General features: G+C 35.5%; 15 protein-coding genes. 8 read left to right on the plus strand and 7 right to left on the minus strand.

Features of this window, described 5'->3' with window-relative positions; genetic code table 11:
• The first annotated feature begins 297 nt into the window (after window positions 1-297).
• From J2743_RS09540 to J2743_RS09555, 4 genes are all read left to right on the plus strand, one after another.
• Complete coding sequence (locus tag J2743_RS09540; RefSeq protein ID WP_209626620.1) at window positions 298-726, plus strand: thioredoxin family protein; 429 nt, start codon at window positions 298-300, stop codon at window positions 724-726.
• Window positions 727-881: 155 nt separating this feature from the next.
• Window positions 882-1502, plus strand: a complete 621-nt coding sequence (locus tag J2743_RS09545) for a cytochrome c biogenesis CcdA family protein (RefSeq protein ID WP_209626622.1) — start codon at window positions 882-884, stop codon at window positions 1500-1502.
• Between the two features lie 88 nt (window positions 1503-1590).
• Entirely contained in the window at window positions 1591-2421 is an 831-nt protein-coding gene (locus J2743_RS09550) for an NAD(P)-dependent oxidoreductase (protein ID WP_209626624.1), read from the plus strand.
• A 170-nt stretch (window positions 2422-2591) separates the two neighbouring features.
• Complete coding sequence (locus J2743_RS09555) at window positions 2592-2801, plus strand: hypothetical protein (protein WP_245248218.1); 210 nt, start codon at window positions 2592-2594, stop codon at window positions 2799-2801.
• A gap of 61 nt (window positions 2802-2862) precedes the next feature.
• Here J2743_RS09555 and J2743_RS09560 read toward each other — a convergent pair whose 3' ends face one another.
• From J2743_RS09560 to J2743_RS12165, 5 genes are all read right to left on the minus strand, one after another.
• Window positions 2863-4161: a cytidyltransferase gene (locus J2743_RS09560; protein ID WP_342451645.1), complete on the minus strand. Its 1299-nt coding sequence runs from the start codon at window positions 4159-4161 to the stop codon at window positions 2863-2865.
• A gap of 176 nt (window positions 4162-4337) precedes the next feature.
• Complete coding sequence (locus tag J2743_RS09565) at window positions 4338-4727, minus strand: DUF5518 domain-containing protein (RefSeq protein ID WP_342451646.1); 390 nt, start codon at window positions 4725-4727, stop codon at window positions 4338-4340.
• A gap of 71 nt (window positions 4728-4798) precedes the next feature.
• Window positions 4799-5272, minus strand: coding sequence for a hypothetical protein (locus tag J2743_RS09570; RefSeq protein WP_209626631.1), 474 nt, complete (start codon window positions 5270-5272; stop codon window positions 4799-4801).
• A 13-nt stretch (window positions 5273-5285) separates the two neighbouring features.
• Window positions 5286-6311, minus strand: a complete 1026-nt coding sequence (locus J2743_RS09575) for a tetratricopeptide repeat protein (RefSeq protein WP_209626633.1) — start codon at window positions 6309-6311, stop codon at window positions 5286-5288.
• A 269-nt stretch (window positions 6312-6580) separates the two neighbouring features.
• On the minus strand, window positions 6581-6709 hold the full coding sequence (locus J2743_RS12165) for a hypothetical protein (RefSeq protein ID WP_280904705.1): 129 nt from the start codon (window positions 6707-6709) through the stop codon (window positions 6581-6583).
• A 133-nt stretch (window positions 6710-6842) separates the two neighbouring features.
• On the opposite strand from J2743_RS12165, the gene gad reads away from it, so the two are divergent.
• The gene (gad, locus tag J2743_RS09580) at window positions 6843-8234 is read left to right on the plus strand and encodes a glutamate decarboxylase (RefSeq protein ID WP_209626635.1); all 1392 of its coding nucleotides are present in this window, start codon (window positions 6843-6845) and stop codon (window positions 8232-8234) included.
• 152 nt (window positions 8235-8386) lie between these two features.
• Here the strand turns inward: gad and J2743_RS09585 are convergent, their stop codons facing one another.
• Both J2743_RS09585 and J2743_RS09590 read right to left on the minus strand, forming a co-directional pair.
• The gene (locus J2743_RS09585) at window positions 8387-11038 is read right to left on the minus strand and encodes a PocR ligand-binding domain-containing protein (protein WP_209626637.1); all 2652 of its coding nucleotides are present in this window, start codon (window positions 11036-11038) and stop codon (window positions 8387-8389) included.
• 557 nt (window positions 11039-11595) lie between these two features.
• Complete coding sequence (locus J2743_RS09590) at window positions 11596-12687, minus strand: archaeosine biosynthesis radical SAM protein RaSEA (RefSeq protein ID WP_209626640.1); 1092 nt, start codon at window positions 12685-12687, stop codon at window positions 11596-11598.
• 100 nt (window positions 12688-12787) lie between these two features.
• Here J2743_RS09590 and J2743_RS09595 point away from each other — a divergent pair, with 100 nt between their 5' ends.
• The 3 genes from J2743_RS09595 to J2743_RS09605 all read left to right on the plus strand — a co-directional run bounded on the left by J2743_RS09595 (window position 12788) and on the right by J2743_RS09605 (window position 14872).
• Window positions 12788-13684, plus strand: a complete 897-nt coding sequence (locus J2743_RS09595) for an SPL family radical SAM protein (RefSeq protein WP_209626642.1) — start codon at window positions 12788-12790, stop codon at window positions 13682-13684.
• 290 nt (window positions 13685-13974) lie between these two features.
• On the plus strand, window positions 13975-14385 hold the full coding sequence (locus J2743_RS09600) for a hypothetical protein (RefSeq protein WP_209626645.1): 411 nt from the start codon (window positions 13975-13977) through the stop codon (window positions 14383-14385).
• Window positions 14386-14512: 127 nt separating this feature from the next.
• A complete protein-coding gene (locus tag J2743_RS09605; protein ID WP_209626647.1) occupies window positions 14513-14872 on the plus strand; it encodes a MarR family winged helix-turn-helix transcriptional regulator in 360 nt (119 codons plus the stop codon).
• The last annotated feature ends 128 nt before the right edge of the window (window positions 14873-15000 follow it).

Here is a 15000-nt window from a genome sequence, read left to right on the forward strand (position 1 = left end):
CGTGCAGAGAACCTACACCCAAACCGTACTAAACATAGTAAAAGAAGACCTCAGTTCAAGTAGAATGCTCTAGTAAAGATAATATCCCCATAACCCATTCACCAACCCCATATATTAAAATCCGTGGATTAAATCAGGTAAAATTTCATAAAATCAATACCACCGCCATAATAAGAGATTATTAAAAATATAAGACAATATTTCCCAATTTAAAAATATATCAATCTAAAATTGATTTCTATTGTCTTAATTTTGTATTAGAAAAAGTATATTAAATCATAAAAAGAAGGATAAAACATGGATAAATATATCATAGGAATATCTGCCATTTTAGTGGCATTGGTAGTTGTGGCATTAACTTTTCCTGGTTTAACAGACAATGAAACGGAAACAAACACAACATCATCCCTTAAATGGGGTACAGATCTAAATCAGGCCATGCAAGAAGCAAAAAACACAGATAAAAACATATTTGTGGATTTTCATGCAGACTGGTGTTCCTATTGTAAACAAATGGATGAAGAAACCTACACTGATCCGCAAGTTGAGGAAAAATTAACGCAAAATTATGTGTTAGTTAAGGTTAATGTAGATGATAATCCCGATCTAAGTTCACAGTACCAAGCCTACAGTCTCCCTACCATGGTGATACTGGATTCTGATGGTAATGAAATAAACAGGATCATTGGTTATCAAACTCCAGAACAACTTTTAGATCAGATTTAACAGATTAATTACCTTAAAAATTTACCAGATGTACCAGATGTGAATATTAATTGGATTTAATGGAATTTAATCAGAATCTCATCAAAATTTCATCAATTCATTAGAAATCATATAGTTTAGGTACTTCGCTAGTTAGGGATGGTTCAGGAGATAAAATGGAAACTGGTTATTTACTATCTTTTTTAGCAGGAATAGCATCAATTATATCACCCTGCGTTCTACCACTCATACCAGTTGTTGTAGGATTTTCCATCCTCAAAAGAACGAATATGGAGATAGTTGCATTTAGTCTGGGATTTTTCTTACTGTTTGCTGTTATAACCACCCTTACTGCAATTTTCACCGTTGCCATAAATCATTATCTGTTGTATTTTAGAATCGCAGCAGCACTGATCCTGGTGGTAATTGGAATACTTTTCATTGCCAACAAAAAACTTTTCAACATCCCAACAGCACCTTCAACAGTAACTGAATCTCAGAAAGGAGTTTTAGGATCATTTTTAATGGGGTTTTTAACCTGCCTGGCATGGGCACCATGTTTCGGTCCTTATGTTGTTGCAGTTGCCACTTACAGTGCATCAACTGGAGATATAAATTACAGTATTGTTAACATGGCTCTTTTCGCAGGAGGATTCTCATTAACTATACTCATCCTGGCATTTTTAATGTCAAAAATAGATCTTAAAGCCATAATAAAATATTCAGACTGGATTAGAATAATTTCAGGCGTGATAATTGCTCTGGCGGGTTTGTACATGTTAATAGGATTCTTATAATTTTTTTTACAAGCATGTATGGTGTTTTTTTAATGGATGTGATTTTATTAAATACAGTGGGATGGGATGAGTGGAAGGTGATGATTAAATGAAAGTAGGTTTCATAGGATTTGGAGAAGTAGCATCAACCTTATCAAGGGGACTATTAGATCAGGGTGTCGAAGTTTTAACCTGTGTTGAGGGAAGAAGTCCTAAAACAGTGGATCTGGCAAAATCAGCAGGTGTTGAATTACTTCTAACTTTTCAAGAGGTTGTTGAATCTTCAGATGTCTTGTTATCCACAGTAGTCCCTGATCAGGCAGTTCACGTGGCAAAAGAAGTTGGCAAAAATTTTAAAGGAGTTTATGCGGATTTAAATAACGTATCACCATCCACGGTTAAAGAAGCCCTTAGTTACGTTAGCCCTGGTAAAACCACTGACGCTGCCATGATGGGTGGTATAAAAAACGGATTAAAAACACCCATAATAGCATCAGGTCCCGGTGCAGAGATTTTTGCTGAACTTAACCAGTATGGTATGAATATTGAGGTCATTGGTCTGGAGATAGGTCAGGCATCTGCTTTGAAAATGCTTCGCAGTGCATACACTAAGGGTGTTTCTGCCCTCCTTTTTGAGACGCTCTACGCAGCTTACCAGATGGATGTTGATGAAGTTCTTTTAGGCTATTTAAATCAAACTGAAGGGCCGTTTTTCCAGGAATCAGCCACTTCCCGCATTAAAAGTAGTGCTTTCCATGCTAAAAGGCGTGCGCAGGAGATGGACGAGGTTTTGGAGTTCTTATCATATTATGAGGATCCTCTGATGATACGTGCCGCTTGTGAGTTCTTCCACCTACTGCCTGCTAGAACTGGGATAATAAGGAAAAAACCCGCAGATTATCGGGAAATGTTTCGAGAAGTTGATTATAAAGGCGAATAGTGAAGAAAAGTCTTCTAACATCTCATGATAATAAATAAATAGGATTATGATCATATATTCACTTGGATAAAATATTGTAATTTAGTTATTCACATCCTGCATATTCGAGATCATTGGCCTTTATAGATTTAGATATCCTTTCAATGGACTGATGTGTTATGAATGGTGAAATGCAGGCTGAAGAATGCCAAGAACAACTGGATAAGCTTAATGGCAGAAAAGTGGTGGAATGTTCCTTCAAAACTTATGAAAATAAGTGTTGGAGGCTTTATATAGTCACTGATGAGGGTAAACTGGTGATGACATTCTGTCCAGATTGGACCTGCCCAGTGGTGGAACATCATGAAGCCCACCATGAAAAGATTTCCGATGATTTATAGGCATAGTTTGATTATTAGTTTAATAAAATAGTTTTCATACTATATTTTCCCCTCTTTTAGTTTACCCTACTTTTAATCTAATTCTAAACCCTCTTTTTCTCTTTACAAGTTCACCTTGAAGTGGAATAATCTGTGAATCCACCAACAATCGCAAGTATGTGGCCATTTTTCCAGGTAACTTGAGAGGGCTTTTCACTTTACGGCCAGGGGGTTTTAACTCACATGCCAGGACACCTCTCTTATCCACATAAAGATGTGCTTCCATCCCCTCATTTAAAGAGGACAATTCAAAACTCCTCAAGTGCAAGCCAGCATCAAAACTGTAGAGGGGTTCATCTCTGGTTCTGGATCCTTCCTGGAACTTTTCATGGGCTTCTGAACTGGTCAGTCCCTTCTCAACCATAGAGGCAACATACCAATCCCGTTCAATAACACGTTCCATGGTCTGGTCAGGGGGTATGATTCCCTGTTTTTCGTAGTTTTTAATAAGTTCGTAGATCTCTTTGCGTGTTACATCTTCCTCCACGCAGCTAAGTGCCAGCCGACTAAGCACTGGACCGTAACCAGCCTGGCGCAGGGAGGCCCAAACCTGATTTTCTGCCTGGTACCATCGACCCTGGATGATATGTTCCACAGCAGCTGCATTTAAATGGGCAGTGTTCAGGAGTTGATGACGGGAACTGGTGTTTAAACGCTTCAGGAGAACGTCAAGGTTCCTTGTTCCTGGGATTTCACCTTTTTCTATTTCTTCTTCTAAAATACGCACTGTTGATTCGGGTAAAACTTTGTTCACACTTCCAGGTATCTGTAGATTGTTTTCCAGGATTTCTCTGCGTATCAATCTGCCAGAGATCTTTTCACCATCAACTTTTCCTTCCTGTATAAAGTGAAATTTCATCTTTTTACCGAAACGCTGGTAGAGAAATTCATTCACTGCATACCACCTGATCACATTCCGGTTGGGTAGACTGCGGGGAATGCCACTGAATATTCCTTTTTTGATAAAGCCAGATGCATATCTTTTTATTTTTTTGGGATTAACTTCAGCCGCGTCAACATAATCAGTAACTCCATCCTGGATCATCATAGCAATCCTTATGGGGACGGTGTAGGCCATGGTCAGTCGGTGGTGTAGGCCTTCAATGGGTACGATGCGGTTTGCCCCGGCTTCCAGGGCCATCCTGCTCCTGGCCTCGAAACTGGCAAAAAAGGGGGCATGGTTGGCACTGTAGCCTTTGTTAAGGTATATAACCACTTCTGTTCCTTTGGCATCGGCAACTTCACGGGCCTTTTGTATGAGATCCACGTGTCCTAAGTGGACAGGGTCAAAATCAGCGCTTATTCCTATCAGAAAATTCACATCCTAAATTTTTAAGTATTTTAATGGCTTTATTTTAGATTTAAATAGGGTAAATTGGTTTTGCAAACGATATCAGTATATTCTTTTGTTAGAATTAAATGGTATATTATGTTGTATTTCATGGTAAAAAATAGTGTATGCTGTGTCAACCTCTTTGAATAAATAAAATAAATGAATTATATTTTCTCCATTATTAGGGACCCAAAGATTCCACCTAAAGCAGCTAAAATTGCTGAAGTAGCCGCCTCGAGTAGTGCATACACCAAAATGTAATATACTACAGCAGGAAATGGTGGTAGATTAAAATCAATTGTAATAAAGATTAAAATTCCCAGTATAAATCCACCCATCAATCCTGTGATAATTCCATTTTTAGCTCCATTTTTATATCCGTTATTTACAAGATATCCCACAATTACCCCTGGAATAAAAATACCTATAAAAACACCATACTCAAACATCATTTTAAAAATCATTCCAAGTACCACAACCAAAGCTACCCCCATAATACAATATTTCCAATTTATCATCTCATTTCCATCTCCATAATCTAAATAAAAAAACATCAGAAATTAGGGTTTCAATAATTCCACCTACAGCATCTAAAATTGACTGTAAAAAGTTTAGATTGTATGTTTTAGACTTTTTCTATGTAGGCCCCCTTAATGGATGGAACTGTTATACGTGAAGTCTCATCCTTCCCAATTAAAACAGGATAATCATATACTCCATAAATATCTAGACTGTCGCCTTCGTTATAGGGTATCTTACTTGAATATGTAACTACTATATAGGGATTGGGATAAAGATCAGGGACTTTAAGATGAATAAATGTAGTATTATCAAAATTTTCTTGTTTTTGCAGTAGTTCACCTTTCACCTTAACTTTAGTTCCAATTAATGATTTGGGATTTTCAAAGACTTGAGATATGTTCAGTTCGGTACAAGATGCTTTATATGTTGAAGCGTTTTCTTCAGAAATTGTGGGTATAAAGACGTCACTCTTCTGGATGGGAAATCCAATCGTTGTTACGTAAAAAAAAACAAACCCCGCGCCCGCGACCACAATAATCAGTAGGATTATTATTAAAATTTTTGATAGTTTCTCCAATTGTATCACCATTTTATTTTACCTTTAAAGATAAAATTTCTTCTTTAACCTTTTTAGCAGCTTCAAAATCAGGATCCAATTCCAAAGCTTTATCGATATATTTTAAAGCTTCTTCATTCTTATTTAAGCACATAAATATTTCTCCTTTAGTAAGCCAGAGCATCGGAAGTTTAGGATCGACTTTTAAACCCTTATCAACGTATTCAATTGCTTCTGAATATTTTCCCAGCTTTTTGAGTACATCACCTTTATTGTTCAATGTAACAGCTGATTTAGGGTTATATTTAAGGTTTTTATTGTAACATTTCAGTGCTTCTTCATCTTTGCCTAAATTACTCAAAGCAACCCCCTTCCCATTCCAAGCAGCATATAATTCTGGTTTTAATTCTAGTGCTTTATCGAAATAATCCAATGCTTTTTGGTAGTTTCCATCTTCAGCGTAAACTAAACCAGCTGTATTATATACCATAGCGTTGATTAACAGTTTTGATAAACTAAATATTTTAATTTCAGTCTTATATTTCAAATCTAAAGCATTTTTTATAGAGTAAAACGCTTCTTCAGATTTACCAAGCTTTTGAAGGGCAACTGCTTTGCCGGCCCAGGCGAGAGGGTTGTCATGGTCTTTTTTCAAAATTTCGTTAAAATAATCGGATGCTTCTTTGTATTTGCCACTCTCAACCATTTTAACGCCTTTTTTAAAATTAGAAATTTTTCCCCAGCTCGTATAAAAAGGCACTCCAAATAGGACAATAGGTAGTACAAATATCAAAATTATGGTAATTTGTTTTTCAGGTCTGGAAAATGGAAAAATGAAAACCAGATATATTAGTATCCCACAGAATACGAACAATATAATCAGGGGAATTATTCTATTTCTATATCCTTTATTCTCATTTAAGCCTGTTATTATTAGTATGATGCCAATTATGCCTAAAAGAATAAGAAACGAATCGTGCATCAGATGATAAAAAAATAAAGCGAAAATTATACAGAAAGAACCAACAATTAATTGTCCTGTACTCGCATCATTCTTCATCCAACCTATCCTCATATCAATAATCAATAAAGTGCTATTTAACTTTTTATAAAATGGATATTTAATCGTATTTCATCTGACAAAAAATAAAAAAAATAAGCTAAGCTAATGGAAACTTTCCATTCGATTAGATGTTCTTTTTCTTCAGTTGAAAGACATATTGGTAGTACAAAACACTAAATATTCATGTCAAAAAAGAGGATAAAGTACACATACGTATATGATAATTCCTATCATAGCACATTTCCTAAATTTATTTCCTTAATTAATCATTTTGGTCTGAAAGCGTCAACTGGACATTTATCAGTATCCATATCTCCAGGTACTTCCTTTCCAAAACAGTTTCCTTTTTTTTCATCCACAGATTCATAAAATTTACACTCATTACATTTAGGCATGGATTCACTCTCACTCTAATTACTTAACCTATATCCTTATTTTTAGTTAGATATTCCTATATTTTTAATAAATTTAAAACATCATAAATTTCATATTAAATATGATAAAAAAAGAGGGTTGGAGAAGGAAATCATGTTATCTGAAAAGAGAGATCTGGGGAAGATGAAAAAATCTGAGAGGGAGTATACTACCACCTACGGAAGCCGATACTTCAGTGAAAGCATCCCAAAATATGAGATCCCTGAAGAGGGCATGCCTGCAAAAGCCGCATATCAACTCATAAATGAAGAATTGAATTTGGATGGGAATCCAGTTTTAAATCTGGCCAGTTTTGTAACAACTTGGATGGAGCCCGAAGCAGACCAGCTAATCATGGGCAGTGTGGGTAAAAACTATGTGGATAACGATGAATACCCTCAAACTTCCAAAATCCAGGATAGGGTGGTTAACATGCTCGCACGGTTGTTTAATGCTCCTCAGGACTGCAAGTGTGTGGGAACAGCAACCATAGGATCATCAGAGGCTATTATGCTTGGACTTTTAGCCCATAAATGGACCTGGAGGAAACGTAGGGAGAAGGAAGGTAAGCCAACTGACAAACCTAACATTGTGATGGGGGCAGATGTGCACACGGTATGGGAGAAGTTTGCCAAATATTTTGATGTAGAATTAAAGCTCATTCCACTAAAAGATGATGTTTATACCATAAGTGCAGAGGATGTGGCTCAAGAAATTGATGAAAACACCATAGCCGTGGGTGCAGTGATTGGAACCACTTTCACCGGCCAAATGGATCCTATTAAAGAAATAAATGACGTGTTAGTTGAAATAAAAAAATCTAAAGGCTGGGACATTCCCATGCATGTTGATGGTGCCAGTGGAGGGTTTGTAGCGCCATTCATCTTTCCGGATATGGAATGGGATTTCAGACTGGAACAGGTGAAATCCATCAATGCATCGGGACATAAATATGGTTTAGTATACCCTGGAGTAGGATGGGTGATCTTTAAAGACAAATCAGACTTACCTGATGATTTAATCTTTGACATTAACTATTTAGGTGGATTAATGCCAAATTACTCCCTTAACTTCTCCAAGGGGAGTAACACCATAATCGCCCAGTACTATAATCTCATCAGACTGGGTAAAAAGGGTTATGCTGACATAATGAAGAACATGTTCAAAAACACATTATATCTAGCCAATGAACTTAAAAAATCAGGCAAATTTGAACTTATAAATAAAAATATAATTATACCCTTGGTGGCAGTGACATTAAAAGATGCGGATTACTCAGTATTCCAAGTATCCGACAAACTCAGGGAAAAAGGATGGATAGTACCTGCCTACACCCTTCCTAAGGATGCAGAGGATGTTGCAGTTTTGCGAATAGTTGTTAAAGAGAATTTTGGCAGGGACTTGGTTGAAATGTTCTTAGCAGATTTAATGGAAGTCTGTGATAAACTGGAAAAAGAAGGAGTTAAAGATGTTAAAGACCATGAAAACCCAACACTCCTGTATTGAGGGGCACTGTAAATTGAAACCATTGGGATTCATTTAGGATATAGAAGATTTAGGATTATAGAACTATTTTCCAATTTTTATTTTACTTTCTCTTTTCCAATTTTTTTTGGTTACAAAATTATTTAAAATATTGGAATGGGAAAATAATTATTTCATATTCTCTCTTTATAAGTTAATTCCTTAAAAAGTATGGTATATTTTGTTCCAGGAGTTTTATCTATTTTAAGAGTACCTTCAATCTGTTTTACTAAATTATTCACCAATCGCAGGCCAAGAGTTTCTGTATTTTCTGGCTGGATATGTGAGGGTAACCCCACTCCATTATCCAATACATGCAGTTTAAAATGATCGTTTATCTGGTTAAGCTCTATTTTGATCATTTTTTTGATATTCCTTTCAGATTCTGGGAATGCATATTTCAAACTGTTGGTTACCAGTTCGTTAATGATAAGACCACAGGGTATGGCAGTGTCAATATTCATTTTCACACCCTTAACTTCAAGAATATTTTCAATTGTACCCTCCTGCACACCGTAAGTGTAAAATAGATAGGATGTGAGTTTTTCAATGTAATCTTTAAAATCGATCCGGGTAAGACTGGGTGATTGGTAGAGGGTTTCATGTATCATGGCCATGGATCGCACCCGTCCTTGACTTTCTTTTAAAACATCCTGTGTTTCTGGTTCATCCACATGCTGACTTTGCAAGTTCAGAAGGCTGGAAATTATCTGCATGTTATTTTTAACCCGGTGGTGAATCTCTCTTAAAAGAACTTTTTTTTCCTTCAATGATTCTTTGATTGTTTTTTCCACGATTGAACGTTGTAATGCTATGGATGCCTGATATGCAATTGTTTCTATGGTTTTTTTATGTTCCAAGTGGCTGTCATTAATAAGTACGATTGTTAAAGCCCCGAAATTTTCACCATCCCCTGAAAAACCAACAGTATAAACTTTTCCAATATGTAATAGTTTTTCCAGGGTCTTACAAATGGGTAGTGGGATTTTTTGGTTCGTTAAATTATAAATACCATTTTTTGCTTCGGTTAATGTACCTGTCCGGTTTATCTTGAGATCTTCTTCATTCATCTCATCCAGGGGGAACTTCATTTTGTATAGATCTATTTTTAGAATACTTTCTAATTTTTCCAGGTATTTTTCCAGGCCAAAAGATTCTATTATATGAATATTATTCCCATCATGTTCTAATTTGCTGATAATTACATAAGAATCAGGTAGAAGTTTTTTCACAGATCTTCCAATAATTGAATAGATATTGTTGGTGTTAGTCTCTTTTACGAGTTGCATTACCACTTGATTGATTATTTCTTTCTCATGAATGGATTTTTCAAGATTTTGCTCAGCATTTTCCCTTTCAGTGATGAAACGGGCTTGCTGAACATTTTGATAGGCCATGGCGGATAATTGGTTGGCAAAAGCAAAAAGGGAGCGAGCAATATGTTCAAGATGGGATTTGGACATAACTGGAACTTCACGGAATGCTTCAATGTATTCTTCTTCATCTACCCCTATTTCACGGGCATAATCTCTCATCTCATCCTCGTTTTGTGCTTCATTACGGACTTGGCCGATCAACCAATTGGCGATATGTTTACCTCCAACAGTGATACTGGCACCGGCATCCCATAATCCACTGCTAAGGCATGGTCTGATTATGGGTCCTTCTGGATGGTGTTTACCGATGATGGCGTCGGATTTAAAGCAGTTGGCACGACCTATCTCTGTTTTTCTTATGATATCCTTGCATAAACGATGAAATTTACTTGGTTGGGTGATTGGTGTGCCATCGGGTTGGGTGATGATGGAAGCCACACCTGTAGCTTCTGCAAAGAGATCCTGTATCTCCTGGATTTCTTTTAGATTAAAAAGTTCATGGAAACCTATTTCTTCCCCATTATCCAGGGGTCTGCTGAGAGCAACAATCCTTTTTTCCAATGCTTCTTCTATTTGTTTACGTTGGGTAACGTCACGGGTAACATAGCCTATCCTGTATCCTTTGTTGGTTCTTATGGGAAATGCCAGTTGTTCTACGTATCTAAGTTTTCCATCTGGTGTCATAATTTCAGTTTTGTGGATTTTACCTAGAAATGGGGCTTTCCCGGTTTTCAAAGCTTCAAACTGGAGTTTTTTGATACGTTCTAAGCGTTGAGGGGTGTGGCGTTCTGATGGTGCCAGATCATATTTAACCTGCCAATATGCTTTACCAATCACATCATCTCTTTTAATACCAGTAATCAGTTCATTCCCTTTATTCCATTCAATTATATGTCCCTGTTCATCTAACAGGATGATGCCATCTAATGATTGCTGGATGAAAGTGCGAAATTTTTCTTCACTCTCTCGGAGTGCTTTTTTAGTCTTTTTGTTTGTAAAATCATCCTCTAAATTTTCATTATCCTCTTCATTTTCAGTTTTCCGTTTGTAAAGTGCCATGTTAATGGTAAATTTTAATTCATTAATATTATGGGGCTTATCATAATGTTTAAGGATATAACCATAAGGTGCACTTTTTAAAACATCTTTTAAAGTAGGATAATCAGGACTTTCAGTTAAATTGATTACTGGAATAATGGGAATATCTGACTTAAAATTTTTAGAAGTAATTTCACCCAGTGTAATGCCCGGATTGTCAAATTCAATATTTTTTAAAAAAAGATCATTTTTTGCATTTTTAGATGTTTTATCATTTGATTCTATGCAGAATACTTCATGACCTATAGATTGAAGGATAGGTATCAATTCAATGGTCTCATCATTGCTAATATCTACTAAAATTCTGGCCAATATTCCCCCTCACAACAGGCAAAAATTTTATTTATAATATTATTCTACATATCGTTTTTATTTTTTTTATATTAATATTTTTCTAATTATTATTAGATTTTAAATTATTTTAACCTATCATTTTGTAATTCAGAAGGTTATTACTAAATTCTTCTGATTTGGTGATGGTTAATCTCTTTTTTTGGATTTCTTCAAGCTCCATGATATTTTCAAAAAATTAGCTGTTGGTCTCATTTTATCAGAATATATAACCATTATCAAACAGGATATGTTTTATATGAGGTTTTTGTATGGGTTTTCAAGACTAACAATAAATTTACCAATATATGGTTCATCCACTCCGATCCGGTCATAATTTGGTTCTTTAGTGTCATAATTAAAAATAATGGAAACTATGTGATTAATTTAGTCGAATTTACTGAAAAAAACTAGTTATTTTTCTTAATCAGGAGAATTAAAACTCAGATACAGCCTATTTTTTTATCTGGATTATGTTTTGGGTTTTTAATATTGTTAAAATAGTAATTGCATGATCAATCCACTTAAAACATTCCTTTTTAATGGTTTTTTAAGAGATTAGTGGCGGATCTTGTCACATCCGAAAAGTTAACATCCGCTTCCCATCTTGCTTTACATTCACATTCTGTTTCTGGAGGGATAGTCTGGTTGATATTGGAGGCAATAATAGCATCTTTCAATTTTGAATTACATTTTTTACAATTGTAGGGTCCTCTGCGTGTTCCAAAACCAGCAGTATCCATTATCACCGGAATTTTAACTGAACTCCTCACCCTATGAATTATTTCCAGAGTAGTCCAGATCCAGGGGGGCTGATAAGAACCCCGTCTCCATAAAATCTCCATTAAAGTCCCTTTATGGATGGTAGATGGGCAGAAAGAAATCCTGCCAACTCCAACTTCCTCCGCATATTCTGCCGATTTAACTGCATCGTCAATTGCCTCCCTTTCTGAGGTTAAAACAGGTTTCACCAGTAAATACGCCTTCGACTGGATTTTAAAATCAGATTTCATTTTTTTAATGGTGGCCACAGCTTTTTCGAAGTCTTTTCGTGTGAATCCTTTATTTATTCTGTTAAGGCGGATGTTATCATCTGCACTTTCCAGTCCCATGGCTACTTCAAATATTTTATCGGGAATCAATGAACAACAACTCTTTAAAACTTCTTCATTAACGTATTCTGGTCGGGATTCAACTATAACTTCTTCAATATCGGAATATTCAGTAAGGATCTTGAAAATTTCTTTCTGAGCCTCTTCAGATACTTCTTCTCTGTTAAGGAAACTACCGGAAACAAAGATCTTAATGGCAGTTGGTCCATCAATGGCTTGTTTTTTAATCTGTCTTTCAAACTCGTTTTTGAAGATCTCCACCAGTTCTTCTGTTGAAACTTCTTGAAGTGGGGAGTCAGCAATGTAACTGCACATACTGCAACCCCCTGAACCGGAAAGTGCCCAGGCACATCCTGGAGTGGGCAGGACAATGAAAATAGTTTTTCCAGGTCCAGAGTACAACAGGTCTTCTCCAGACCAACTGGCAGCCAGTTGGCTGGGAGGTCTTGCATCTAACTTTTTAAGGGCTTTTTTTCTGATTTCTGGTAGCAGGTTTTCAAGGGGTTGCTGATTGTTCATGTGGTTAAAGTTATAGAATCCGATTAATATATTCTTGTAGTAAGAGTTTCGTGAATGGAATCTGTTTTCTACATTTAAGGTGAGAGAAGTTCAAAGATAGGTGAGAGAACTGGTAAGAAAAATAAAGGTCAAGTCAGTTTTAAACAAGCAGAAGTATGTTGATGATTGGTTTTTGTCAGGTTACTCAATCAATCCCTACTCTGGATGTTCTTTTAACTGTGTTTACTGTTACACTCGGGGAAGTAAGTATGGTGAGCATCAGGTTCCCGGTCTGGCAGTTAAAATAAATGCATCAGAGGTGCTGTTGAAGCAGCTAAAAAACAGGGCTCGTAAGAAGGAATATGGTTTCATAGCTTTTGGATCAGCTACTGATCCATATTTACCCGTGGAAAAGGATTTGAAAATAACCAGGGAACTTTTGATGATCATTTTAAGGTTTCACTTCCCAGTTCACCTGCTTACACGTTCACCACTGGTACTGAGGGATCTGGATATACTTAAAAAAATTGGTGAAAAAGCTATTATACCACGGGAACTTGAAGGAAAAACAGATACAGGGGTGGTAATCTCATTTTCTTTCTCTACTACTGATGAAGATCTTGCCAGAATATTTGAACCAGGTGCTCCTTCTCCACATGAGCGATTGGAAACCATGAAAAAATGTAAAGAAGAAGGTTTTAGAGTGGGAGCAATATGCATGCCTCTTTTACCTTTCCTTTCAGATTCTGAAGAACGTTTAGATGAGATGATCAGGAAAACAAAGGAATATGGTGCTGATTTTATCATGGCCAGTGGCCTGACACTTTTTGGTGAAGGACCCCAGGACTGCAAAACTCGTTACTATAAAGTTTTAGCAGAACATTTCCCAGAACTTGTAACGAAGACAAGGGCTATTTTTGGTAGTTCATTTGCCCCTTCACGTAAATATCAACAGGAACTTCATCAGAGGGTAGTTCGAATAAGCAGAAAGCATCAAATAAGGAATAAAGTCTATTAATATCTTTTATCAACACTAACTTTTTCGGCATATTCAGTCGAAGCAATCGTGTCTTCAATGGCCTCTTTTTCAGAAGTTAAAATTGGTTTCACGAAAAGATAAACATTAGACGTGGTTTTATAATTTTATCCATTCGATTGATGGCGTTTTTCCTAATATCTTGCATTTAGTTTTGAATTTCTATAGAATATACTTTGTATAATTGATATAATTTTAAATGATTCTTGATATTGGTTAGGGTAACCGAAACATTTTTATTATAGTTCGCTTATACGAACTATTGTGATAAAATGCAAACAAAAAATAAAATAATCCTTTTAAGAATAAGTTTTTGGACGGGTGCAATAATAGATGGAATTGTTGGAATTTCAATGTTGTTTCCTGGATTCTGGAGCACTTTTAATGGGCTGAATATATTAGATTCAACACCAGTACTCAACTATGCTTTATGGGTTGGTGCTCCACTCATGTTAGGATGGACCATGCTGCTACTTTGGGCAGATAGAAAGCCCTTAGAACGAAAAGAAGTTTTAATTATTACAGTTTTCCCGGTGATTTTAGTATTAATGGCCAATAATTTATTTGCTTTGACTTCACAACTTATAAGTTTTGAGAATATTATTCCTCAATTGGTAATTCAATCTTTACTGGTGCTGTTGTTCCTTTTCAGCTATTTTAATGCTAGAAATATCCATGACTGACAATTATTGATATTAAATTCAAATCATTAAATTTTTATTTTTGTTCGTGTAATCTAACTATATGGGTTCTTATATATTAAGAGTACAACAATCTCTTTCATTAATACACGGCGCTATAAATGAAATGATGGGATTACAGAAAGGTAAAAAGAATGAACTTTCCATGATTTCAATTTCAATACTTTATACATCGCATATTAGAAAAATAAGAATGAGAGACATATCTGAAATTTATGATATTTCTAAAAGTACTGCTTCAGGATATGTGGATAACCTTGAAAAAAAAGGATATGTCCAGCGTAAAAAAGGTGAACATGATAAACGTAATATTTACGTTGAACCTACTGAAAAAGGAAAAAGATGGATAAAGGAACATGAAAAGAAATTATCAGATTATATCGAAGAACATATGTCTAATTTAACATCTAAAGAACAGGAGAAGTTTATTGAGCTTTTATCTAAATTTACAAATTTTAAAGAATCATAATCTAATAATATTCAATTTTTAAATAATTTAAGGCTTTGTAGAAACCCTTATTTTTTTTTATTTGAAGTTGAGGTTTTTTGTAGATTTTTTTGTTAAAAAAATTTTTTTAGTTTTAGGGTTAGTTTTTT

It is taken from the genome of Methanobacterium petrolearium, assembly GCF_017873625.1.
Taxonomy (GTDB): Archaea; Methanobacteriota; Methanobacteria; order Methanobacteriales; family Methanobacteriaceae; genus Methanobacterium; species Methanobacterium petrolearium.

Bases quoted from the DNA above. Each gene is read 5' to 3' on its own strand.
- J2743_RS12165 (WP_280904705.1), bottom strand. From the start codon at position 6,709: ATGCCTAAATGTAATGAGTGTAAATTTTATGAATCTGTGGATGAAAAA.
- J2743_RS09575 (WP_209626633.1), bottom strand. From the start codon at position 6,311: ATGAAGAATGATGCGAGTACAGGACAATTAATTGTTGGTTCTTTCTGT.
- J2743_RS09550 (WP_209626624.1), top strand. From the start codon at position 1,591: ATGAAAGTAGGTTTCATAGGATTTGGAGAAGTAGCATCAACCTTATCA.
- J2743_RS09600 (WP_209626645.1), top strand. From the start codon at position 13,975: ATGCAAACAAAAAATAAAATAATCCTTTTAAGAATAAGTTTTTGGACG.
- gad (WP_209626635.1), top strand. From the start codon at position 6,843: ATGTTATCTGAAAAGAGAGATCTGGGGAAGATGAAAAAATCTGAGAGG.
- J2743_RS09605 (WP_209626647.1), top strand. From the start codon at position 14,513: ATGGGATTACAGAAAGGTAAAAAGAATGAACTTTCCATGATTTCAATT.
- J2743_RS09590 (WP_209626640.1), bottom strand. From the start codon at position 12,687: ATGAACAATCAGCAACCCCTTGAAAACCTGCTACCAGAAATCAGAAAA.
- J2743_RS09555 (WP_245248218.1), top strand. From the start codon at position 2,592: ATGCAGGCTGAAGAATGCCAAGAACAACTGGATAAGCTTAATGGCAGA.
- J2743_RS09545 (WP_209626622.1), top strand. From the start codon at position 882: ATGGAAACTGGTTATTTACTATCTTTTTTAGCAGGAATAGCATCAATT.
- J2743_RS09540 (WP_209626620.1), top strand. From the start codon at position 298: ATGGATAAATATATCATAGGAATATCTGCCATTTTAGTGGCATTGGTA.
- J2743_RS09565 (WP_342451646.1), bottom strand. From the start codon at position 4,727: ATGTTTTTTTATTTAGATTATGGAGATGGAAATGAGATGATAAATTGG.